The following is a 24,848-nucleotide window of genomic DNA, read 5'->3' as shown; positions in this document are numbered from 1 at the left end:
TGAGATTTATTTGATTGAAAGGAACGTAGCGGAATTTTCCGCTACGTTTGTTTTTTCGCAAAGTATATGCAACCAAAAATACCCCTGTTTCTGCTTGTCCTGATCCCTACTATTTTTTGCGCCTGCAATGGGGGGGATAAACAAACCCTGTTTACCGAGCAGAATAATGAAACCATCGGCATCAATTTCGCTAATCAGCTCAATGACCAGGACCGTACCAATGTGTTCACCTTTCGTAATTATTACAATGGAGGCGGGGTTGCCATTGGCGATGTAAATAATGACGGGTTAAATGATGTTTACCTGACATCAAACATGGGCGGCAATCAACTCTATATCAACAAGGGAAATTGGAAATTTGAAAACATAACCGATAAGGCAGGAGTTAAGGGTACTAAATATTGGAGCACCGGAGCTACTATGGTTGATATCAACGGCGACGGCTGGCTTGATATTTACGTTTGCCACAGCGGTAATGCCCGCGGCAACGAAAAGGGTAATGAACTATTTATTAATCAGCACGATGGTACGTTTAAGGAAGAAGCCCAAAAGTATGGCCTGGTAGATAATGGGTTATCCACCCAGGCCATTTTTTTCGACTATGATAATGACGGCGATCTGGACTGCTTTGTACTAAATAATTCTTTCAGGCCTATAGAGTCGTTTGATTTTAGTAAAAACCTGCGCGCTGTTGTTGATGAGTTGGGTGGTGCCCGTCTTTATCGTAATGATGGCGGCCATTTTACAAATGTAACCAAAGAAGCAGGAATATATTCGAGCGATATAGGTTTCGGTTTAGGCGTTTCTGTAGCCGATATCAACCAGGATGGATATCCTGATATCTATGTCTCCAATGATTTTTTTGAACGCGATTATCTTTATATCAACCAAAAAAACGGAACTTTTAAAGAGGATATTCAAAATGAAACCGGCCACCTGAGCCTGGCCTCAATGGGATCAGATATTGCCGATATCAATAACGATGGGCAGTATGATATTTTTACTACAGAGATGCTGCCCGAAGGCGATCGGCGTTTAAAAAAAATGACCTCGTTTGAATCGTACGATGTGATTAAAGCCAAGCAGCGCGATGGCTATTATAACCAATACATGCAAAACTGCCTACAGGTGCGTAATAGCGACGGTACGTTCTCCGAAACTGCTTTCTATTCGGGCGTAGCAGCAACCGACTGGAGCTGGGGCGCGCTGATGTTTGATATGGATAATGACGGATGGAAAGACATTTTTGTGTCGAACGGCATCTATAAAGACCTTACCGATCAGGATTATATTGAGTTTTTGGGCAATCGCGATAACATGGCCAAAATAGCCGAAGGCCGGAAGAAATTTGATTATAAAGATTTTACTGATAAAATGGCTTCATCGCCTTTGTCTAACTATGCCTATCTGAACAATCACAACCTTACTTTCACCAATAAATCAACTGATTTTGGTTTGGATAAGCCGGGGTTTAGTAACGGTTCGTCATATGCCGATCTGGATAATGATGGGGACAATGACCTCATCGTAAATAACGAAAATGCCCAGGTGTCGATCTTTAAAAACAACGCCGAAAAAAACGGGAACCATCATATCCAAATAAAATTAAAAGGAACAGGTCTGAATACTTTTGGAATAGGTACTACGGTAAAAGTATTTATGAAGGGCAGTTCGCTAATTTACTATAATCAGCCTACACGTGGTTTTCAAAGTTGCACATCGCCCAATTTACTTACAATAGGTATAGGTAAATACAAATCTATTGATTCGATCCAGGTGATTTGGCCGGGTAATACTTATCAGTTGTTAAAAAACGTAAACGCGGATAAAGTTTACACAGTTAAGCAAACCGATGCCGTCTTGAAATATAACTGGACAAAGCCTGCTGTTAAAACATTATTTGCCGATGTTACCAAATCAATATTTGACAACATTCCTAAGCATAAGGAGGACGATTTTATCGATTTCGACAACGAGCGCCTGATGCTCCAGATGTTATCGACAGAAAACCCTTATATGGCTACCGGTGACGTTAATGGCGACGGGCTGACTGATTTTTATTTCGGAAGTTCAAAAAACAGTTTTGCCAGCATCTATATCCAACAAAAGAACGGTAAGTTTAAACAAACCATTCCTGAAGATTTTAAAAAGCAGGAATACCTGGAAAATGCCGGGGCTGTTTTTGGAGATTTTGATGGCGATGGCGACCAGGACCTGATAATAGTAGTAGGAGGTAACGCCGATGAAGCCGAAACACCAGTGTACAATCCTCGTTTTTTTGTGAATGATGGCAAGGGGAATTTTCATAGGGACCCTGAGAGAACACTCCATGCGGCTGTTAATGCCTCGGTGATTATTTCGGCCGATTATGATGGCGATGGCAAGCCCGACCTTTTTGTTGGGGGCAGAAGTGTGCCCGGGCTTTACGGATGTTCGCCGCAATCATTTGTTTTTCATAATGAAGGCGACGGGCATTTTACCGATGTATCAAAATTAGTATTGGGCACGGATACAAAGATCGGTATGGTAACAGCAGCCAAATGGGCTGATATTGATCATAACGGTTCGCCAGATTTGATAATTGCAGGTGATTGGATGGGGATTAAGATCTTCAAAAACAACAAAGGGAAATTTGCTGAAGATAAACAATTGGCCAATTACAAAGGCTGGTGGAGCAGTCTTGAAATTGCTGATGTGGATGGCGACGGCACCCTTGATATTATTGGCGGTAACATCGGGCTTAACTCAAAATTCAGGGCTTCGTTTGAGCGGCCCATGGAAATTTTTGTAAAGGATTTCGATAATAACGGTACAAAAGAATGTGTAACTTCCATGTATAAAAGTGATGGGGTAAACTATGTTTTTCATATGAAACCTGATTTAGTGGGCCAGATGCCAATCTTCAAAAAACGTTTTCTGCGCTATATTGACTATGCGGGCAAACCATTTGACGAGGTATTTCCTGCTGAGATGCTTGATGGCGCCGAAAAGCACCAAATGAATTTCCTGGCTTCGGCGGTATTTTTTAATAAAGGCAAAAAATTTATTTGTAAACCACTGCCTGCCGATGCACAGTTATCTATGATAAATACTATTTTGTGTGCAGATTTTGATAATACCGGAGCTGTGAAGATCATATTAGGAGGTAACTTTTATGGCTTTAAACCCGAAATCGGCCGGCTTGATGCCAATCGGGGGCTTGTTTATCAATATACAAAAAATGGGTTTGCTTATTTTCCGGCTGCCAAAACGGGCCTCAATTTAAACGGACAGGTACGCTCATCGTTAGGTATAAGAAATGCATCCGGTAAAAATTATTACCTGTTTGGCATTAATGATGAACCGCTTAAAGCTTATGAACTACGTTAACATCAATTTAATGCTGCTTGCCAAATATATTCTTAGATACTTCTTTTTCCTTCTTTGTATTGGTGTGGTCGGCTTGTCTTCTTGTAAACCCCAAAAGGCGGGAGAAGGTATATTTAAATTATTACCTGCTAATGAAACGGGGGTGACCTTCGAAAACAGGAACGTAGTATCCGATTCGGTCAATGTTTTAGATTATTTGTATTTCTACAATGGTGCCGGCATAGCTACCGCTGATTTTAATAACGACGGCTTGCCCGATCTTTATTTCGTATCAAACCAGGGTTCTAACAAGCTTTACCTTAATAAAGGAGGGATGAAGTTTGAAGACATCACCGATAGAGCGGGTGTTGCAGGTACCGGGAATTGGAAAACCGGCGTAACTGTAGTTGATATCAATGGCGATGGATTTAAAGATATCTACGTAAGCGTGGTGTCAGGTTATAAAACCTTTAAAGGTAAAAATCAGCTTTACATCAATAACGGTAATTTAACTTTTACCGAAAGCGCGGCCAAATACGGGCTCGATTTTGCAGGACTTTCTACCCAGGCTTCTTTTTTTGATTATGATAAGGACGGTGACCTGGATATGTTCCTGCTTACCTCATCAGTTCATAGCAATGATACCTATGGCGATTCAACCCAAAGGTTTAAATACAGCCATGATGCCGGCGATCATCTTTTCAGGAATGACAATGGACACTTTACAGATGTAACTGCGGGTTCAGGCATTTATTCGGCGCCAATTGGTTACGGATTAGGTGTGAGTGTAGGTGATTTGAATAATGATGGCTGGGATGATCTTTATGTAAGTAACGACTTTTTTGAGCAGGACTATTACTACGTTAACCAACATAACGGCACATTTAAAGAAGAGTTGAAAAGTGCGTTCGGACATACGAGCCTTTTTTCAATGGGGAATACTATAAGTGATATCAACCAGGATGGCCATTTAGATGTGCTTAGCACCGACATGCTTCCGGAAGAAATGAAGGTGTTACGATCGACCATCAACGACGAACCTTTGGATATTTATAATCAGGAAGTTAATGCCGGGTATTACTATCAATATTCAAAAAATTGTATGCAATTGAACGTAGGCAACGGCAATAAGTTTGTCGACCTGAGTTTGTACAGCGGGAACTCTGCTACGGATTGGACATGGTCGCCACTGGTGCAGGATTTTGATATGGACGGAATGAAAGATATGTTCTTCTCCAACGGTATTAAACGCCGTCTCAATGATATGGACTACCTGAAATATCTTGGTGACCCCATGGTTATGCAGGCATATAAACAAAATCGCGTTTTTGACAAGGACAAGATCAACAGAATGCCAGAAGGCGGTGTGCATAATTACTTTTATCACGGTGAGGATAAATTGAAATTTACAGATGTTTCTAACGGCAACGATATGCAGCAGGCATCTATATCGGCAGGATCTGTTGCCGTTGATTTAGATAATGATGGCGATCTCGATATTGTGACCAACAACATGGATGAGCCGGCATATATCTATAACAATACCACAATGGAGGGCCGTAAAGAAAGCAAGCCGGGCTATCTTAAATACACTGTAAAATATAACCTCTTAAACCGTGATGGCATCGGTACTAAATTTTTCCTTAAGTCAAAGCATCATCTCGATCACCAGGAAATACAAACCAGCAACGCGTACGAAAGTAATTTGAATAACGAACTGCTTTTTACATTTGCCCCTGACGATAAACCAGAATCGTTGTTAGTGGTTTGGCCTGACAATAGCTACGAAGTGGTGAATGATTTTAGGCTCGGTCAGAAAACTACTTTAAGATATAACCCTCAAGCAGTTGAAAATAGTAAACCTATAGCTAAGGTTATCGAAGCTTTCATCAGCGATAAAAAACAGTTTGACAGCAAATCTATGCAAGCAAAGCTTTTGACCACCGTTAAAACTTTTGATACTCCCGACTTTAATTATTATTCGCTTTTACCGCACACTTATTTGCAGCACACTCCCGCAGTTGCCGTAGCTGATGCCAATAATGATGGCATTGATGATATTTACGTAGGAGGCATAGCCGACGAAGAAAAATACATACTTGCAGGTGATAAATCGGGAGGATTTACCAAAGTTAAAGTGTCATTATTTGACCGGGATAAATATATTGCGGATGAGCAGGCTACATGGGCTGATGTAAATAACGATGGTAAGCCCGATTTGATCGTGATCAGCGCTAACCATCCTTTTCAGGAAACCGAGAAATTGATACAGCCCCGGTTATATATCAATAAAGGCAATTTTCAGTTTGAAGATCAACATTTGCCAAAACTCAATTACCAGGCATCAAAAATTACGTTGTTTGATTTTAACGGAGATGGGCTGAATGATATTTTATTTACCAGCGCCGTTTCATTTAAGGATTATACAGCTACTATTCCTTCCTCAATACTCATTAATAAAGGCAATGGCAAGTTTGAAATAAGTCACGACAAAGCTTATGATCAAATCACGACCCTGCAATATGTCACCGGTATAACAACTGCCGATATCGACCACAATGGCAAGTTTGATCTGCTGATAACAGCCGAGTGGCAGCCCATTTACATTTTCCTGAATGATGGAAAAAAATTAAGTCGTTTTTCATCACCGGTTTTGGATAAGGAAAAGGGCTGGTGGCAGTCGGCTATAATAAGTGATATGGACGGCGACGGCAAGGCCGACCTTATTGCCGGTAATTGGGGATTGAATAACAAATATAATGTTACTGCTGATCAGCCGCTGTATGCCTATAATACCGATTTGGATAAGGATGGCAAAAACGATTTGATATTATCATATTTTTATAAAGACCTTTATTACCCGTTTCGTCCAAAAAATGATTTGGAGCAGGAACTTCCATATCTCAAAAAAGAATGGCTTAGTTATCAAAAAATGGCCGACAAAACCACCACTGAGGTATTTAAGGACAAACTGGATGACAATGATCGTTTAAGTGTAAACCAGTTCAATAGTATTTCTGTGAGCGATGTATTGCATGTTACTTCAGTTACCGCACTGCCATATCTTTATCAGCAGGCTCCAATTAAATCGATGCTAAAATATAACAATGGCGATATATTGCTGAACGGAAACTTTTGGGGTGTTGTGCCCTATGAAGGAAAGTACGATGCACTCGGCCTGGCCGGCTTACACTACAACAAACAGCAAAAACAATTTGATACGCCGACATACTATGTTAACGGTGCAATCAACTCACTGGAAATCACTTATCTGGCGGCAGTGAAAACGGCAACCAATCTGAATAATTATCTTGCGGTTACCTATGATGGCCGGGTAATGTTATTAAGCAGATAACGTAATATCACAATATCGGATAATATATTTTGGTAATCCATTTTGAGGTATCCTTTTGTGCCAGCCTATCGGTAACAAGCGATTGAAACGGCATGGCAGGTGATATCAACCTATGATCTTTCATGTATATCTTCATTTGCGCCAGGGCATTGTTAACCGTATTTTGCCCACCACGTACATCGGCCACCAATAAATTTCCCCCCTTAGGTATGTTGTTTATACTTGTTTTTTGAAAAGGAGTGATCGTTTTGTTGATTGGCAGGGCAACATTTACCCGGTATTCATGTTCATCCGTTTGGGTAACGTTAAGCATGGGGAAGCTTGTTAGTTTAGCCCCTTGGCCGACGGCCTGTTCTTGCAGGGTTTTAATGGTGCTATAAATAGCTTGCAATGAAGGATATTCCGGATATGTATTAGCTGAAGCGAGCAAAACTGTGTCTTTGGCATGGTTTAAGTAGATCCTATAGCCATATGCGTTTCTTTCATCCTCAAGGAAATGTTTAAGGTTTAGTAAAATTTCCGCAACCCGGTTTTCGACATCTTTGGTTTTGAAATAATTAGTTATCCGTGATAAAAATTGGGTATTATTCTCATCAACAGCATCCCATTTAAATTTGACAGAACCTTCGGCGTCGGCAAAATAGCTTATTTTGCCGCTAAAGGTCAGGTTATCTTTTTTCAATTTAAGATAGGTACTGCTATTGGTCATTTTATCGATACTGATTTTTGCACCTTTAAAATTGTATTGCCTGTCCCCGGTTTTGGTGCCGGGCCACCATTTATCCCATCCGCTTTCGGTGGTCAGGAATTTTTCAGCAATAACATCGGACGTATCAATTGACAGGTCCTGTGCTATCACAGGTTTTTCGGGGAGCAAAATATAAGCCGCTGCAATAATTACAATAATGGTAAGTATAATAAAAAAGATCTTCTTCATTTAGTTTATAAAAGACGGATACCCGGGGTGATAAATTTAATAATATCGGGTGGATTAACAGGTGTATATTGTTATAAAATATGTTGCCTTTTTATTAAATAAAAAAAGTGCCTCATCGGGTTAAAAAACTAATGTAAATATGCTGTAGCGTACAAAAAAAAGCCTATATTGGCTGTTGATCAATCAAAAAACCAGCAGATTTTCTCCTTGTATATCTGTCCGGTTTTTAACCTATTTTATAACTTATGAGATCCTTTTTATTTTGCCTTGCCGGTGTATTACTTTTATTCACCTCCTGTAAAAAGCCCTATTATGAAAAAGTACTTCACGATCCCGAACTTTATCGTATAACCGTTAAAAAACTTAATGATATTGTACTGGAAAATAACTTTCCGCCGGTTACAGCTTCCCGTAATTATGTATATGCCAATATAGCCGCCTATGAAGTTATAGCTTCCGGAGATCCTGAGCATTTTAGATCATTAGCCGGGCAAATTAAACACTTACCGGCCGTACCCAAAGCGTCAAAAGATACTGCTGTTGATTACCAATTTGCTTCGTTGCTTGCCTTTTGCACAGTTGGCAATGCGGTAACGTTTCCGGAAGGTAGCATGGATCAGTATGTTGATGAGCTTAAAAAGAAGGCCAAAGATGCAGGTATGCCGTCGGCTTTGTTTGAGGGCTCTGTAAACTACGCTGATAAAGTCGCCAAATTTATATTGAAGTGGAGCAAAGGTGATCACTATGCACAAACCCGGTCGGCAAGTAAATACACGGTAAAACAGCTGGATGGTCGTTGGATTCCTACACCGCCCATGTACGCGCAGGCCCTTGAGGCCCATTGGGGTGAGATCAGGCCCATGGTGCTGGATTCCACAGCCCAATTTATACCGCCCGACCCACCGGCCTTCAATGTTAAAGACCATAATAGTCCGTTTTATAAACAAGCGCTTGAGGTAAAACAAATAGTTGACAGCCTAACCAAAGAAGAGAAACACCAGGCAGATTTTTGGGACGATAATGCTTTTAAACTTAACGTAGTTGGCCATGCATCGTTTGCAACCAAGAAATTTTCGCCGGGAGGGCACTGGATGAATATTACTGCAATCGGTACAAGAAGTAAAAAGTTTGATTTTGGAACCACAGTAAGCGTTTATACCGAAACGGCGATCGCTCTGTTTGATGGCTTTATCAATTGCTGGTACCTTAAATATCGCTCAAATTACGTTCGCCCCGAAACCATAATTACCAAATATATGGATGCCGAATGGCGCCCATATATTCAAACGCCTCCATTTCCCGAATATAGTAGCGGTCATGCCGTAATTTCTGCAGCCGCGGCCGAAGTGCTTACCAACAGGATTGGTGATAATTTTGCTTATACAGATTCATCAGAAATGGAGTTTGGGATCGATCCGCTTTCTTTTAAATCATTCCGGGCGGCCGCGAAATCAGCGGGAATGTCAAGGGTAATGGGAGGAATCCATTTTAAGAATGCCTGTATTGTGGGCAATAAACAAGGCGCCGAGATTGGGCAACTGGTGGTGAAAAAGCTACAATTAAAAATTAAGTAGTATTTTATTTATTTTAATTAAATAATTGATTTTGAACAGGATATTTAAATTGAGCTTGTTTTTCGCTTTGTTAACACCTGCTGTGTCTGAGGCGCAAAGCATCGATCCATGGAAAATTAAAGCCGACAAAATTGATCCCGCAAACTATTACGGAATTACCGTAGCCAACGGGATGATTGGGATAGTATCAGCACCGGAGCCTTTCAAGGTTAAAAATGTAGTACTGGCCGGCGCCTATGATCTATATGGCAGGGGGCGGGTAAGCAATTTCCTAAACAGCTTTAACCTGCTTAATATGTACCTTGAAATAGATGGCAGACGGATCGATGCTAAAAGTATTAACAATTTTAAGCAGGAACTGGATATGCAACACGCCGCCTTCACTACTACCTTTGATTATGCCGATAAAGCGACCATAAAATATACTTATTACTCGCTGCGGCAACTGCCCTTTACCGTTTTGATGGATGTTTCGGTAACAGCAAAACAGGCCATCAACATTACATCGGCCAGTGTAATGGAAGCGCTCGATGCGCTCAAAGAAGTGCAGAATTATTATAACGAAATCGACAGACCGCATGTAACCATTAGTTTGCTTACTTCAACAGCAAAGAGCCCTACAGGTAAAATGCAGTTATGTGCATCTACTTCGTTCTTATTCAATGAACCGCATGGACAAGAGCCGCGCATTATTCATGAAATGTGGGACAATAACATGCACCTTATGAAGTTTAGCAAGTCAATAGCTGCGGGGCAAACTTATAATTATGCGGTAACTGGTTCATCCATAACTTCAGCACACCATGCCGACCCACTGAATGAAGCCGAACGCCTCACCATTTTTGCCAAATTGGAAGGTCGGGACAGGCTAATTAAATTTCATAATAAGGCCTGGAGTGAGCTGTGGACAAGCGATATCCAAATAGAAGGCGACGATCAATCGCAGCAGGATATTCACAGCATGTTATATCATTTATATTCATTCTCGAGGGCTGGCACAGCATACTCACCTTCACCCATGGGACTTTCGGGGTTGGGTTACAATGGCCACGTTTTTTGGGATTGTGATGTTTGGATGTATCCGGCTATGCTGGTTTTACACCCCGACATTGCCAAATCTATGGTTGAATACCGGTTTGAACGATTGGATGCCGCGCGTAAAAATGCTTTTTCGCATGGGTATAAAGGAGCGATGTTCCCCTGGGAAAGTGCTGACAGTGGGGTAGAGGAAACACCGGTTTGGGCGTTGAGCGGTCCGTTTGAGCACCATATTACTGCGGATGTAGCGCTGGCCGCGTGGAATTACTATTGCGTAACCCAGGATAAACAATGGCTAAAAGAAAAAGGTTGGCCAATACTTTCAGCCACTGCTGATTTCTGGGCAAGCAGAGTTGAACGCAATGGACCCGGTCATTATGATATTAAAAACGTAGTAGCTGCAGATGAATGGGCCGAAAATATCGACAATAATGCTTTCACCAATGCCGCAGCGAAAGCTAACTTGCTAAATGCTACCGCTGCTGCCAAAATCCTGGGAGAAAAGGCCGATGCCGATTGGGTAAGTGTTGCTCAAAACATCCCGATCCTGAAGTTGGATAATGGCGTTACCAGCGAACATGTTTCTTATAAAGGTGAAGGAATTAAACAGGCTGATGTTAACCTGTTAGCTTATCCGCTTAAAACAATAACCGATCCGGCACAAATAAAAAAAGACCTTGAATATTATGAAACCCGTGTACCTAACGAAGGTACGCCTGCCATGACCCAGGCTGTTTTTGCTTTATTATACTCGCGGTTGGGCAATGGCGAAAAGGCATTTCACTTTTTTAAGGATGCTTACGAACCTAACCTCAACCCGCCATTCAGGGTAATTGCCGAAACAAAAGGTGGAACCAATCCGTATTTTGCTACAGGCGCAGGGGGTATTATTCAAAGCTTGCTGATGGGTTTTGGCGGTTTGGATATTACACCAACCGGTATAGTACAAGTTAAAAGCAAGTTGCCTGCTAACTGGAAATCATTGAAAATTACAGGCGTGGGAATGGATAAGGCTACTTATACAATAAAGTAATTGTTTTATAACTTTATACATTATGCCGTTTAAAATCTCCTGCGTTTGATAGAGAGAGAACTGGCGAATGGAAGACTGACGAAGTTTTTAAAACTTCGTCAGTCTGGCTTCTGAAACTTGCTTTATCAGGTACTTAGTTCTGAACTTCTGCCGGAGCCCTTTCTAATTGCTGGGTATCAATATGATACCTGTTTACTAAGTGCAGTAATACCCCATTTGTCCAGCCGAAACCATCTTGTAGGGGGTATTCACCACCGCCGGCAGTTAATTGGGTATCAACCACATTATACTTTTCAAGCAATTTGCCCGTTTGTTTAAACACCCGGATGTTAAGTTTAAGCCAGCGGGTGGCTATCTCTTTAGCCAGCGTATTGTAATTGTACTTTTCAAGCCCGTCTATAGCTATGTATTGCAGCGGGGCCCAGCCATTGGGTGCATCCCACTGCTGGCCGGAGAAGTTGAGGGTAGTAACCAGTCCGCCGGGTTTCAGGAAATTATTTTTAAGCCCGTCGGCCACAAGGCGGGCTTGCTCATCGCTGGCAATTTTAAATTCGAGAGGGAACTCACCTGCAAGTGTTTCCACGGCAGATAGTTGTTTCAGCTGCCAGTTGTAATCATCAAACCAGCCTGTTTTTTGGTTCCAGCAATATTTCAGGATAGCATTTTTGCGGCTGTTTGCCCTATATCTATACATTTTGGCAAGCTTTGCATTTGAAAGTTGGTTTAAACTTCGTGCAATAGTCATTTCCAGGTTATATAATAGGCAATTCAAATCAACCGGTATAATATCGGTGGTTTGTATAGTTGGCAACTTACCCGATTCATCAAACCAGCGCGTACTGAAATCCCAACCCGAAGCCGCCGCTGCCCGCACGTTGCGGTAAAATTGTGCTGCCGGTTGTTTGCTTTCTTTGGCGGCATTAACATCTTTTATATATGATTCTTCGCGGGGTTCATCACTTTCGTCCCAATAACGGTTCATTATCTGCCCATCCGGCATTCGTACAACCCGGTGTGCAGCCTGATTGGCTTGTACAGCTTCCCATCCATGCATCCAATATTCATATTCTTTGATCAATTGTGGTCTGAAATGTACCAATACTTTCTCTCCCTCAATTTTTGCCAACAGGTTTACCATCATAGCAAAAAATGGCGGCTGCGAACGGGTAAGATAATAACTTCGATTGCCGTTGGGTATAAAGCCATATTTATCAATGAGGTAAGCAAAGTTTTCGACCATGTTGCGGATCACTTTAACCTGATGACTTTCCTGTAAACCCAGCATCGTAAAATAAGAGTCCCAATAGTAAATTTCCCTGAACCTGCCGCCAGGTACAATGTAAGGGTTAGGCAGCGCCAGGGTTGATGAAAAAGGTTTTGCTTCATCCGGACGGCGTTGTAATACCTGCCACAAAGTATCAATATGTTTGCGGATGCCGGCCGATATATCTGTTTGAAAATTGTTGTGCGATACAGGTACATTAAAATTGGCCAATATAAATGCCTGGAGGTTAAACCCGGGCTGACCTTTCTGTTCGTTATAAGCCTTCATGATCAGCGCTGGATCCTGTTTGGGCACAGCATCAACAAAAGTTTTGTTATCCGGGAAAATGGTTGAAGTTTGAACCGCCTCAAACAATCCCGGGAATTGTTGCCGGGGTGTAGGCGTTTGCGATTTTGCGTTAAATACAAAGAATAAAAATGCGAGTAAAAAAAGTTTTCTCATCGGCCTAAAATTATACCCTTTGCAGGATGGGTAACTGGTTTATAACAGATTATAAATTTACTATTTTTGGAATGAATATAACTGATATCTGATTTGTTTTCAGGGGTTTTTGTGCGATATCATCGCAGGGAAATAATAGATATCAAGGTGGGCCAATTAAAAAAACAAAATACATAAGCCATTTATTATGATAAACTTTTTACGGAAGGGAAGTATTATATTTTCGTTGTTACTTACCCAGCTATGCTATGGCCAGTCGCGGGTTAATACCCTGCCTTCCTGGGCCTTTGGCGGCTTTGTGCGGCCGGTAAATATCAATCCTATTATCTCACCAGATACGGTTTCCCGCTTTCTTGATCCTATGAGTAAAAAGCAGGTTCAATGGGAAGCCAATGACACTTTTAACCCGGCCGCAACCGTCAAGAACAATAAAATAATAGTATTATACCGGGCTGAAGACTTGTACGGTATAGGTATTGGCTTCCGTACTTCCCGTGTTGGATATGCCGAAAGTGCTGATGGTATTCGGTTTAGCAGAAGGAAAACCCCGGTACTATATCCTGATAATGATATCGCTAAAAAGTACGAATGGCCCGGAGGCTGTGAAGACCCCCGCGTAGCCGTCACCGCCGGCGGGACTTATGTTGTTTTTTACACCGAATGGAACCGCGATCTGCCAAGATTAGGTGTGGCCACATCAAAAGACCTCATCCATTGGAAAAAACACGGGCCGATATTTGAAGCTGCCTATCATGGCAAGTTTTTCAATATCGCCAGTAAATCGGCTTCTATATTAACCCGGGTGGTTAATGGTAAACAAGTGATTATTAAAGCAAATGGAAAATATTGGCTGTACTGGGGCGAGCATCATGTATACGCGGCAACATCGACAAACCTGGTAGACTGGGCCCCGGTGGTTGACAATAAAGGAGAGTTGAAAGAACTCATGTCCCCGCGCGATGGTTATTTCGATAGCGACTTAACCGAATGCGGCCCGCCTGCTTTGATGACCAAAAATGGTATAATCCTATTTTACAACGGTAAGAACAAACCTGCCGAAGGCAGGGACATCCGGTTTAACGCCAATTCATACTGTGCAGGGCAGGCTTTGTTTGATGCAAAAGATCCTTCTAAATTCAAAACACGCCTTGATATTCCTTTTTTAAGGCCAATGGAACCTTTCGAGAAAAGCGGTCAATATATTAACGGAACAGTGTTTATTGAAGGGATGGTTTATTTTAAAAGGAAATGGTTCCTTTACTATGGCTGTGCAGATTCACGGGTAGCCGTAGCTGTATATGATCCATCGAAACCGGCGCCTCCTGATCCGGTTGAATAGTATTTGACATTTGTTTACTGTTAAAGAGAAAAATACAGCTTAAAACCTTTGGGCTTTGGCTTACCGACTTATCTGTGTTTGCTTTAGCTGCCTTGTATAGTGGTACAAACCGCTCAGCCTTCCTTGATTATTTTAATACCTGGATGAGGAGATCATATATCGTGCTGTTTACTTTTGGGCTGTCATTAGTTGCTCACGTTATTGTTATTTTTTTAGTTCTCCCGCTATTACTAAAATCTAAAACGCAATAGCGACGGTTAGCTTGAATGTTCAACAATGATTAACTAATTCAATAAATCAAGGAGGTCATCTTTTGACAATGAACTCGTAGCAGCGCTGTCGGGCCTGATCAGGCTATTGGCGATATCCTTTTTTGATTGCTGCATCACCATGATCTTCTCTTCGATAGTGCCGGGGCAAATGAGCCTTACCGCCACAATTTTTTTATCCTGGCCTATGCGGTGGCAGCGGTCTATAGCCTGGTTTTCGACAGCCGGGTTCCACCACGGGTCGACGAGGTAAACATAATCGGCTTCCGTTAAATTAAGACCGGTACCGCCGGCTTTAAGACTAATCAGGAATACCCTGATGCCGGGATCATTCTGAAACTCATTAACAACCTGCTCGCGTTTTCGGGTTTGACCGGTGAGGTACGAGAAGCGAATCCCGCGGGATATCAATTCCCTGCGGATAAGATCAAGCATGGAAACAAACTGCGAAAATATGAGGATCTTATGCTGGTGCTTTTTGCTTTCTATTTCCTCAATCAGCGTTTCCAATTTGGCCGATGCATCACCGGGCATTTTCTCGCCTTTTATGAGCATCGGCGAGTCGCAGATCTGCCTCAATTTGTTTAATCCTTTTAATACGTTCATCGGACTCTTTTTTAGCTCTTCGTTTGTTGTGGCCGAAATGTACTCTCTGAATTCTTTTTCATATGAGTCGTAAATATGACGCTGCTCCTGCTTCATTTCGCAATACAACACCATTTCGGTTTTTTCGGGCAGTTCAGTTGCAACCTGCTGTTTAGTACGCCGAAGTATAAAAGGCTTTACTTTTTCCTGTAGTTCGGCCGCGCGTTTGCTACCCTTAAATTTATCGATCGGAACAGCATAAATATCCTTGAAATATTGTTTGCTCCCCAATAAACCGGGGCAGGCAAATGATAGCTGGCCATACAAATCGAACGTATTATTTTCTATCGGAGTGCCCGTTATCGTAATTTTATTGCGCGATTTCAGGAGCCTTACAGCCTTGTAGCGCTGCGCTTCGGGATTCTTTATATTCTGGGATTCATCGAGAAAAATATAATTGAAATTAAAATCCTTCAAGAAATTAATATCTGACAGTAAAGTACCGTAGGAGGTAAGTACAATTTCATATTGGTGCAGGTGCCTGGTATGCTTAAGCCGTTCAGCACCGTAAATGGTATGGATGCTGATAGAAGGCGCAAATTTCTGTACCTCCTGTTGCCAGTTAAACAGGAGCGAGGTAGGCACTACAATAAGATTGGTGTTGTTTTCGGTTTTGCCGCGCTGTAAAAGTACAAATGCTATCACCTGAAGGCTTTTACCCAGACCCATATCATCGGCAAGGCAGCCGCCAAAATTAAGGTTATCTAAAAAATTTAACCAGTTTAAACCCTGGCGTTGGTAAGCGCGAAGCGTTCCGTTTAACCCGGGAGGAACCGGTACTTCATCAATGCTTTCTGTACCGGTAAGCTTTCTGTTGTATATCGCAAGTTCGTTTCGCACATCCTCGTCAAGCATTTCCTCGTCGTAATATTGCTGTATAGCAGTGTAATTACTTTTTGAAGTATGCAGCGTGTCATCATCAGTAATCTCCCCCGAATTAAAATAATCGGTGAATTTCTCTATCCATTCGGTGGGTAAAATTCCCCGGGTTCCATCATCAAGGTGTACATACTTGCTTTTATTTTTTACAGCCTGGTGAACCTGTTTTAACGAAGCTCTTTTTTTGCCAAATTTTATATCGATAATAGTATTGAACCAGTTAATCCCGCTCACTACGTTGATGGTTATCTTTACTTTATGCGGGTTCAGCTTGTTGCCTTCCAGTTCGTTAAAGCCGAGTATTTCGATCTTGTGGTTATGCCATTCGTCAAATACGTTTAAAAACCACTCCTCATCTAAAAAATGCCTTTTATGCAGGTAGAAGTAATCAAGGCCGTTATCCAACTGTTCGTTAAAATAAGGATGTTGTTTTACAAGCAGGGCTGTAAAGGCTATTTCCTCATCATCGCGCCGTTTAACTAAAAATTGATTGCCTTTTTCGTCGGTTCCGTAGATCTGCTTTTGCGTGCGGATAGGGATCTCGGCCTCACCATAGCGCAGCACAGGAATGATCATGACATGCGCGCCAAAGTCCGATAGATAAATGATCTTCTCGGCAGGCTGATCAAAGCCTTCTTTTTTTATTTGCTCCTGTGTTGCAGGTTTAATGTAAGTATAATCAATAAGAAGCTTGTTTTCCAGTTTGTTAAGCAAATGTGATTTTAATTCTGCAAACTTACTCTTATGTACCTGCAGGCTGCCTTGTTTCTTTTTCAAAAGGTCGAGGATATTTAATACCTGTAAGCTTTCAATAAGATAAAGCGTGTTGCCTATGCCGATAAAATAGGTATACCTGATATCAAGATCTTTAACATTATACAGCAAACCATCAATGTTTAAAATACCGCTTATTTCATAAAAATCATCCCAGGTATTTACTTTCAGCTCGATATCACTTTTTAAATTCTTAACCAGTACAGGATTTATTGAGCCAGCTGTTACCTTGTCCGAAACGGTGTTGTCATGCGCGTAGAAACTGTAGGCCAAAGGGTTTTTAACGATAGCCTTTAGTGCAGCAATATCGGCGGCGGTTATTTGCGTGTTTATATGATTTTGAAACTTGTGTACCCCGGTAAAGAATTTGAGTTGCTGCGCGTCATTCGTTTCCCAGATCAGCTCTAAAGGAGCTATAGGCACCAGCGGGTTCTTGATTTTTCCATCTTTGGTGCTTTGTGCGGTGTATAGTTCAATAAATAAATATTTATAATATTTATGCTGTTTCAGCACGATACAGGTTGTTTTATCGGTGTCCTCGCCGGGGTGCCCAACCGGTTCGGAAACGTCATTAACTATAACACTTTGCAAATTTGCAAGGCTTTCTTTAGTAATGGCTGTTAACGCGGCGGAGCGGGGGACTATTTCGAAATTTTTAGACAATGGTCTTACCTCAAAAAACTTGTCCAGGTCAGGCTCGTCTTTAAGCCCATAATCGACCGCTGCTTTTTTTAGTTTTGTATCCCGTAGTTCATCATCAAAAAACACTCTAAACTCATCACGCTGTGTTATTGCCGATAGTACCTGTGCCTGGTGCTCGCACAGTTTATTACCTGTAGCATGGCACCCGCACGAAAGTGCCAGCTGCCCTTCATGACTGGTAATGATTACCTCGGGGAAGGCAACCGTACCCGACTGATTGGTAAAAGCCCCGTGGTTAATTTCCAAATGTTTGGCCAGTATTTGCCTGTAACTTTGCTTGTCAAAATAAATGCTGACGGCTGCATGAGCGGCAATAACACTTTCATTAAAGTCGGTTATGGTTGCGCCTTTGATGATGATATTATGGTTGCTTTCGCCTTCCTGGTAGCTAATTATCCTGATCACTCGTATATTGATGTGTTACCCGGTAAATATCATAACAATTATATAAAAGAAGACAATCACCAACGCATTTTCGTGAACTATGTAACAATTATATTCTTTATCAAATATTTACCTTTAGTAAACGTATCTGCCTTAATTTAGCCACTTAGTTCAGTACTATGAAGTATCCAAAATTCTTATTGCATCTATCCATATTAGCAATTTTTTTTCCCCTTTATGCCTGCCATACCGTTTCTGGCAACAAACAAAGCTCCGATAATGAACAGGTTAATATGCATAGCGCTTATGACGACAGCACACTAAACCGCCATATACTACCGGTTTTAATGCCTTACAACCGTATTATTGATCCGGCAGGAACGGTGATATCGTTTGGCGATGCATCCGACGAAAATCATAGCATGGATGTAAGGCTGATCCCCGGCACGAGGTTTATCGCTGTCGAAGACCGATACGGACTTACTATAATTGATACACTCTCAAAAAAAGTAACCACCCGCTGGACCTATAAACAAGATCCCCGCTACGGCGGACTTACAAGTACTTACTCCGGCCTAAAAGTTGTAAATATTGACAATCAAACTCAAATATATTGGAGCGCTGCAGCAGGCAAGGGTAAGGATTCAAAATCGTACGTTTTCCAGGCTATCTGGAAAGATGGTAATATCAGCATACAAAACACTTTCAATTTTAAAGCTGAAGGCGAGTCGCCATTGGCATTACCTAACGATTTAGCCATCAATAAAGAAAATGGTATAAATTACTTATATGTAGTTTTAAACGGGAATAATCAACTGGTAAAGATTAATTTAACTGATAATAAAACCGTTTGGACAAGATCGACCGGTGTTGCACCTTATGGATTGACGATAGCAAAGGGCAAGATATTTTTAACCAACTGGGCCGGGCCGCAAGCTATTGATACATTGAAGCGTGAAACAGCGGGTGTACCCTATGGTAAGGCTTATGTCGATCCTAAAACAGGGGCAACAGTGCAGGGCACTGTAATGGTTATGGATTTGGCTAAAGGAGATGTGATCAAGGAAATTACTGTGGGGCTGCATCCTAATGCCATTATCAACAGTGCCGATGAAGCTTTTGTTTATGTTGCGAATGGCAATAGTGACATGGTATCGGTAATTTCAACAAGTTCATTACAAAATGTAGCAGCGATTGATGTTAAATTAAATTCTGGCAAAAAGAGTTATATAGGTGATACGCCCAATGCTTTAGCCATTAATGCCGATGGTACAATACTTTATGTAGCAAATGGTTTGGATAACGCTGTGGCCATGGTAAAATTGGGTAGTAAAACATCTCTTAAAGGAACCGGCACTAACGAAGTGAAAGGCTTTATTCCAACCGAAGCATACCCTGGCGGCCTGGCTGTTGACGGCAATAATTTATTTGTAACTAACCTGGAAGGAGAAGGCTCGAGGGTAAGTGCCGATGAGATAGGTAAAAGCAATTTGAAAGGTGATTTACCCTCGGGAGCAGACGTTACAGCTTACAACTCGCACCATTCGAAGGCTACGGTATCAATGATAGCCATTCCCGATGATGCTTTGCTTAAAAAGTATACTCAAAAAGTCCAAAACCTAAACCTGAGTTTCCGCCAGCAGATAGCGCAGCTACTGCCCCGTAAAAACATTGCGCCTAAACCCATACCAGAGCGTATTGGCGAGCCATCGGTATTTAACCATGTGCTTTATATCATCAAGGAAAACCGTACATACGACCAGGTTTTGGGCGATATGCCTGAAGGTGAAGGCAATAAATCGCTTTGCATTTATGGTGATAGTGTTACCCCCAATCAACATAATTTGGCGCGCAACTTTTTATTGCTTGATAATTATTACGCCTCAGGAAAATGCTCTGCCGAAGGGCACCAATGGACTGATGCCGCTATGGTAACCGATTATGTTGAAAAAAGTGTACGCTCCTGGTTTAGAAGTTATCCGCATGTGCAGGAGGACGCCTTAGTTTATGACGGGAACGGTTTTATCTGGAATAATGCCGCCGATCATGGCAAAACGGTCAGAATTTACGGTGAAGCCTGTGCCGTGCATTTTGATGATAAGTTAAGCTGGAGCGATATTTATAACAATTACACAGCAGGTAAACCATTCGCATTTAAAAACACCAGCACTATTTCCCGGGTGAGGCCAATGCTGTCACAAAACTTCCCGGGATCCGACGAGCATAAGATCAATGAACAGTTAAGGGCCACCGCTTTTATTAAAGAGCTACATGAATATGAGCAAAAGCCCGGCGACCAGTTACCGCAACTAATGATCATGGCCCTATCGGCCGATCATACCGTAGGCACCAGGCCAGGCTACCCGACACCTGACGCTATGGTAGCTGATAATGACCTGGCGCTCGGCCGTATTGTTGAAGCAGTTTCAAAAAGCCGTTTCTGGAAAAACACGGTAATATTTGTTACCGAAGATGATTCACAGGCAGGGTGGGACCATGTATCTGCATATCGTACTACAGGATTTGTGATTAGTCCGTATAGCAGGTTACAGCATAAGGTGAGCAAAAACTATAATCAAACCTGTATAGTGCGTTCTATTGAGCAAATATTGGGCTTACCACCAATGAATATCATCGATGCTACTGCATTACCTATGTTTGATTGCTTTACCGGCAAACCATCTGCATACACTTATACCAGTTTAAAAAACAGGGTTCCGCTCAATACAATCAACCGGCCTTTTTCTGCGCTCAAAGGTTCTGCATTACATTTTGCACGGTTATCATCAAGACCTGAATACGATCATATTGACGGCGGAAATGATGATGTGATGAACAGGATACTTTGGTTTGCAGCCAAGGGTAAAAAAGCTTATCCCGCTAAACTGGCGGGCAAAGATGAAGATCATGATGATTGATCGGGAAAATAGCTAACGTCAACATCATTCCCAGAGATTAACCGTATAATATTACATGGATGATTAGAGCTCGTTGTCTTAACCAGACAGCGAGTTTTTTTATAGCTGATTGCCTTAAATTTCTATTGATCTATTAATTGTTTTATGCGTAAAAATACGGGAAACTCTTCTGAAAATTCCGTGAAATTACGTGGTCATTTGTGCACGATATTACTTTATCTTTATTGCAAACCTCGTCAACGCCTGCAAGCAATTAATCAATCAATTTTTCAACCTAACCAAAAAAATTATGAAAATTTCTGCGCTTGATGAGAACGGCGCACCAGTCGACTGGTGGTTTATCTACAAAGTTCCGCAACTTGACGGAGGTGTGGGTAACGACAAAGCTACAGGGTACGAATATGTTTATTACGACTCAACCATCGATGCAAATACCGATGCCAGAAAAAGAACGATTACCAAATCACCCAATGTTTTGAATGGCGATAAAGGAGCACTCAACCTCACTATGGACTCCGTATTCAAAAACATTAAATCACCGGCTCCGAGTACCGGATGGGTTCTTTATAATGACGAGATGCCCGAAAGTGCCAATAAACATGATGATGGCACCAAAGGGCATACTAAGGGAGTATTGGCATTTGATACCGAATCTAAAACTGCATTTTGGTTACTTCACTCATGGCCGAAATTTGCTGACCCCGGTGCCATCAAAGATCCTACTCCCAAATACGGGCAAACCTACCTGTGCATTTCATTGGATTTGGATACCGCTAATCTTATTGCCAAACAGATGCTGAACCACCAGGAGCCGCAAATCTATCTTCATAATACCGCCAACCTGCCAGCAACTGCCGAGTTGCATTCGCTGACACAGCCTTTGGCGAGCCACCCGATCGCTCTGGGCGACTCGATCGATTTAAAGTCTATTGGCGGTATGCCATTCAAAGTTATAGCCAAGAACCGGGAATGGAATAAAGATTTTTGGAACGAATTGGTAGGGCCTATCCTAAACGACGATTTAGACATTGAAACCTGGATCCGCGGTCCTATTCCACCTATCGCTGATAGCGATGGCATTCATAAAACTTTTGACATCAAGTATATCAATTTAGGTTTCATGGGTGCACACTGGGCCTGGCCCGAAACACATGACCATGCCAAATGGGGAGTCACATTGCATGACCCCTGGGTTTGTGTTGGCGATATCAACCGCATGATTTCGCAAAGGAGACGCGGCGGCTGTACAATTGCATTTCAAAATCAAACTTTATGGTCGGGTTTATCCAAAACAAGTTTGCTTTTAGCGCCTCCGGGGCATAACAGAACTGAAGCTCACGTTCTGATCCAAAAAACACATCATCTTCATGCCGAAGCACCATTGAGGGAACAGCAGTAAACGTAATTTACAATTTAAAACTTTTCCATACACGCCAGTATACAAAAATTCTGCTCAAGCGGGATTTTTGTATACATATTAGGCTGTTTTTTATAACATAGCGGATGGTTTGCTTATATTTAACTATCTGTTTGATATAAAATTATAAGCCAGCGCTGCCAATGATTTTAAACGGAAAATACTTTAGCTTCGAACCGAGGCGATATGTATTTATGCTAATCGCTCTTTTTACTACTAACGGCTTTGCGCACGCTCAAAACTTACCCAACGAAACAAGACCACGCATCGTAATTACAGCAGATCCGGAATTGGATGATAATAATTCTATTATTCGGTTCCTGCTATATAGCAGTGATGTTGAAATTGAAGGATTGATTTATGCCAGCAGCGCTTTTCATTGGAAGGGAGATAGCAAAGGAACCAAATGGTTTGTACCGGGACGGGAGTATACCCGCTTTGGATTAAACTTGTGCCCATGTGAATCGTGGCGGTGGGGTGAAGATGAGCATTTTATTCATGATGCTGTGTATACCTACGCAAATGTTTACGCCAATCTAAAAATTCATAATTCCAATTATCCTGCACCTGATGTACTCAGAGGCAAAATCAAGATTGGGAATATGAATTTGATGGTGATATTTCAAAAGATTCACCAGGTTCAGACCTCATCAAAACCCTGATACTTGATGATAAACCGGGCCAATTGTTTATTACAGCATGGGGAGGCCAAAGCACTATAGCGCGTGCTTTAAAAGCTATTCAGGAACAATATGAGTTCACCGCCAATTGGGAGCAAACGAAATTAAAAATTTATCGAAAGGTGGTTTTACTTGCCTCCAGTGACCAGGATGATACTTATGCAAATTATATTAAACCTAACTGGCCGGGTGTTTATCATATGTTTTAGAGTATAAAACTGCTAATATGACCCCTGTTAAAGCTATCAGGGAACAATGGCATGAGGACAAAAACTCTTTAAACCAGCATGACGCCGGTGCTTCATCAATAACCCTCGACCTGGTTTACCAGAAAGCAAAGAACGAATGGCTATCTGCAGATAAGAAAAAGAATACCATTTATTTTGAAACCAATAACAACGGCATGATCTCAAACGCCAGCTATGTGCCCAATGGCTGTCAGGATGATTGCTCAACAGGGATTTCCATAAGCGAGATCAAGGCACTGTAACTTTATTGTAATTTACTGTGAAATTTGGCCGATATGTGTCATAACGCATATTACTTTTGTGCTTTTTAGTACCTTTGGTCAAATTTTTAATTGATGCATAATTCAGATAATTTACAGTTTTTACTTAACGATCCGAATTTATCTGCTGATTTAAAGCATATTGCTCAAAAAGTTCTTGACAAACAACGCATCACTTTTGATGAAGGCGTTTTGCTTTATGAGCAGGGCGAACTTGGCTATCTCGGCACTTTAGCCAATTACATCCGCGAGGAGCGCCACGGCGATAAAACTTATTTTAACCGTAATTTTCATATTGAACCAACCAATCTTTGCGTTTACGACTGCAAATTTTGTTCATACTCGCGGCTGTTGAAACAAAAGGCGGAAGGGTGGGAGTACACCATGGATGAAATGTTCAACATGGTTACCAAGTATGATGGCGACCCGGTTACTGAGGTTCACATTGTAGGTGGTGTGCTGCCGCAATATGATGTGCCTTTTTACCAGGAACTTTTTGCCCGCATCCGCGCGCATCGCCCGGAACTTCATATTAAGGCATTAACCCCGGTTGAATATCACTACATCTTTAAAAAAGCCAAAATTGATTACGCCACAGGCATGCGCCTTATGCAGGAAGCAGGCCTGGATTCTATCCCCGGAGGTGGTGCCGAAATTTTTGATCCTGAAATAAGGGATCAGATCTCGAAAGATAAGTGTACTGCCGATCAGTGGCTGGCCATTCACGAAGAATGGCACAAGCTTGGCGGCCGTTCAAACGCTACCATGCTTTACGGGCATATTGAAGCATATAAACACCGTGTCGACCACATGGAGCGTTTACGCCAGTTGCAGGATAAAACAGGTGGATTTCAAACGTTTATTCCACTGAAGTTCCGTAATAAGGATAACCAGATGTCGCACGTACCCGAGGTTTCGGTAATTGAAGATTTGCGAAACTACGCCATAGCCCGCATCTACCTGGATAACTTTGATCATATTAAAGCTTACTGGGCTATGATCAGCCGTACTACCGCGCAACTTTCGCTTAACTTTGGCGTAGATGATATCGATGGAACATTAGATGATACCACTAAAATCTACTCAATGGCCGGCGCCGAAGAGCAGCATCCAGGTATGAGCACCAAACAAGTGGTAGAATTAATTAAACATGTGGGCCGCCAGCCTATTGAACGTGACACATTATATAATGTTGTAACGGATTATACCAACTTTGTGTTCGGCGACGAACCGAAACCGCAGTATTACAAATTACCGGTGATTAATTAGCTAAAAGCCGAAGGCTGAAAGCCTAAAGCAAAAATTGTAACAAGCAAAAAAGC

12 protein-coding genes and 1 pseudogene are annotated in these 24,848 nt (G+C 41.8%); 10 read left to right on the top strand and 3 right to left on the bottom strand.

Features of this window, described 5'->3' with window-relative positions:
* Positions 1 to 66: 66 nt before the first annotated feature.
* A complete protein-coding gene (locus ACEN82_RS12510) occupies positions 67 to 3,369 on the top strand; it encodes a VCBS repeat-containing protein (protein ID WP_413317191.1) in 3,303 nt (1,100 codons plus the stop codon).
* Positions 3,356 to 6,703: an FG-GAP repeat domain-containing protein gene (locus ACEN82_RS12505; RefSeq protein WP_413317189.1), complete on the top strand. Its 3,348-nt coding sequence runs from the start codon at positions 3,356 to 3,358 to the stop codon at positions 6,701 to 6,703. Before ACEN82_RS12510 ends, ACEN82_RS12505 begins: the two co-directional genes overlap by 14 nt.
* Positions 6,704 to 6,710: 7 nt before the next feature.
* Here ACEN82_RS12505 and ACEN82_RS12500 read toward each other — a convergent pair whose 3' ends face one another.
* Positions 6,711 to 7,640 (bottom strand): GyrI-like domain-containing protein, encoded by a 930-nt coding sequence (locus ACEN82_RS12500; RefSeq protein WP_413317187.1) that lies wholly within the window; start codon positions 7,638 to 7,640, stop codon positions 6,711 to 6,713.
* Positions 7,641 to 7,885: 245 nt separating this feature from the next.
* Here ACEN82_RS12500 and ACEN82_RS12495 point away from each other — a divergent pair, with 245 nt between their 5' ends.
* The gene (locus ACEN82_RS12495; protein WP_413317185.1) at positions 7,886 to 9,214 is read left to right on the top strand and encodes a vanadium-dependent haloperoxidase; all 1,329 of its coding nucleotides are present in this window, start codon (positions 7,886 to 7,888) and stop codon (positions 9,212 to 9,214) included.
* Between the two features lie 31 nt (positions 9,215 to 9,245).
* Entirely contained in the window at positions 9,246 to 11,285 is a 2,040-nt protein-coding gene (locus ACEN82_RS12490; protein WP_413317183.1) for a kojibiose hydrolase, read from the top strand.
* Positions 11,286 to 11,418: 133 nt separating this feature from the next.
* Here the strand turns inward: ACEN82_RS12490 and treA are convergent, their stop codons facing one another.
* Positions 11,419 to 13,011 (bottom strand): alpha,alpha-trehalase TreA, encoded by a 1,593-nt coding sequence (treA, locus tag ACEN82_RS12485; RefSeq protein WP_413317181.1) that lies wholly within the window; start codon positions 13,009 to 13,011, stop codon positions 11,419 to 11,421.
* Between the two features lie 187 nt (positions 13,012 to 13,198).
* Here treA and ACEN82_RS12480 point away from each other — a divergent pair, with 187 nt between their 5' ends.
* Complete coding sequence (locus ACEN82_RS12480) at positions 13,199 to 14,350, top strand: beta-1,2-mannosidase (RefSeq protein ID WP_413317179.1); 1,152 nt, start codon at positions 13,199 to 13,201, stop codon at positions 14,348 to 14,350.
* A gap of 284 nt (positions 14,351 to 14,634) precedes the next feature.
* On the opposite strand, the gene ACEN82_RS12475 is transcribed toward ACEN82_RS12480, so the two are convergent.
* A complete protein-coding gene (locus ACEN82_RS12475) occupies positions 14,635 to 18,024 on the bottom strand; it encodes a DEAD/DEAH box helicase (protein WP_413317177.1) in 3,390 nt (1,129 codons plus the stop codon).
* A 158-nt stretch (positions 18,025 to 18,182) separates the two neighbouring features.
* Between ACEN82_RS12475 and ACEN82_RS12470 the strand changes: the two genes are divergently transcribed.
* The 5 genes and pseudogenes from ACEN82_RS12470 (at position 18,183) to mqnE (ending at position 24,795) form a co-directional block, all read left to right on the top strand.
* Positions 18,183 to 20,921, top strand: coding sequence for a bifunctional YncE family protein/alkaline phosphatase family protein (locus tag ACEN82_RS12470; RefSeq protein ID WP_413317175.1), 2,739 nt, complete (start codon positions 18,183 to 18,185; stop codon positions 20,919 to 20,921).
* 289 nt (positions 20,922 to 21,210) lie between these two features.
* A complete protein-coding gene (locus ACEN82_RS12465) occupies positions 21,211 to 22,320 on the top strand; it encodes a deoxyribonuclease II family protein (RefSeq protein WP_090525541.1) in 1,110 nt (369 codons plus the stop codon).
* Between the two features lie 161 nt (positions 22,321 to 22,481).
* Positions 22,482 to 23,227, top strand: a pseudogene (locus ACEN82_RS12460) (nucleoside hydrolase-like domain-containing protein).
* Between the two features lie 17 nt (positions 23,228 to 23,244).
* Positions 23,245 to 23,508, top strand: a complete 264-nt coding sequence (locus ACEN82_RS12455) for a hypothetical protein (protein WP_413317174.1) — start codon at positions 23,245 to 23,247, stop codon at positions 23,506 to 23,508.
* Between the two features lie 93 nt (positions 23,509 to 23,601).
* The gene (gene mqnE / locus ACEN82_RS12450; RefSeq protein WP_413317172.1) at positions 23,602 to 24,795 is read left to right on the top strand and encodes an aminofutalosine synthase MqnE; all 1,194 of its coding nucleotides are present in this window, start codon (positions 23,602 to 23,604) and stop codon (positions 24,793 to 24,795) included.
* Positions 24,796 to 24,848 lie beyond the last annotated feature (53 nt).

Source organism: Mucilaginibacter sp. Mucisp73 (genome assembly GCF_059491465.1).
Note: the sequence above shows the minus strand (reverse complement) of the source record. Positions and strands in the feature narration are given on the sequence as shown.

What these genes read in the sequence shown, in the direction of transcription:
- ACEN82_RS12480 (WP_413317179.1), top strand. Translation starts at nt 13,199, where the DNA reads ATGATAAACTTTTTACGGAAGGGAAGTATTATATTTTCGTTGTTACTT.
- mqnE (WP_413317172.1), top strand. Translation starts at nt 23,602, where the DNA reads ATGCATAATTCAGATAATTTACAGTTTTTACTTAACGATCCGAATTTA.
- ACEN82_RS12465 (WP_090525541.1), top strand. Translation starts at nt 21,211, where the DNA reads ATGAAAATTTCTGCGCTTGATGAGAACGGCGCACCAGTCGACTGGTGG.
- ACEN82_RS12455 (WP_413317174.1), top strand. Translation starts at nt 23,245, where the DNA reads ATGACCCCTGTTAAAGCTATCAGGGAACAATGGCATGAGGACAAAAAC.
- treA (WP_413317181.1), bottom strand. Translation starts at nt 13,011, where the DNA reads ATGAGAAAACTTTTTTTACTCGCATTTTTATTCTTTGTATTTAACGCA.
- ACEN82_RS12495 (WP_413317185.1), top strand. Translation starts at nt 7,886, where the DNA reads ATGAGATCCTTTTTATTTTGCCTTGCCGGTGTATTACTTTTATTCACC.
- ACEN82_RS12505 (WP_413317189.1), top strand. Translation starts at nt 3,356, where the DNA reads ATGAACTACGTTAACATCAATTTAATGCTGCTTGCCAAATATATTCTT.
- ACEN82_RS12510 (WP_413317191.1), top strand. Translation starts at nt 67, where the DNA reads ATGCAACCAAAAATACCCCTGTTTCTGCTTGTCCTGATCCCTACTATT.
- ACEN82_RS12500 (WP_413317187.1), bottom strand. Translation starts at nt 7,640, where the DNA reads ATGAAGAAGATCTTTTTTATTATACTTACCATTATTGTAATTATTGCA.
- ACEN82_RS12470 (WP_413317175.1), top strand. Translation starts at nt 18,183, where the DNA reads ATGAAGTATCCAAAATTCTTATTGCATCTATCCATATTAGCAATTTTT.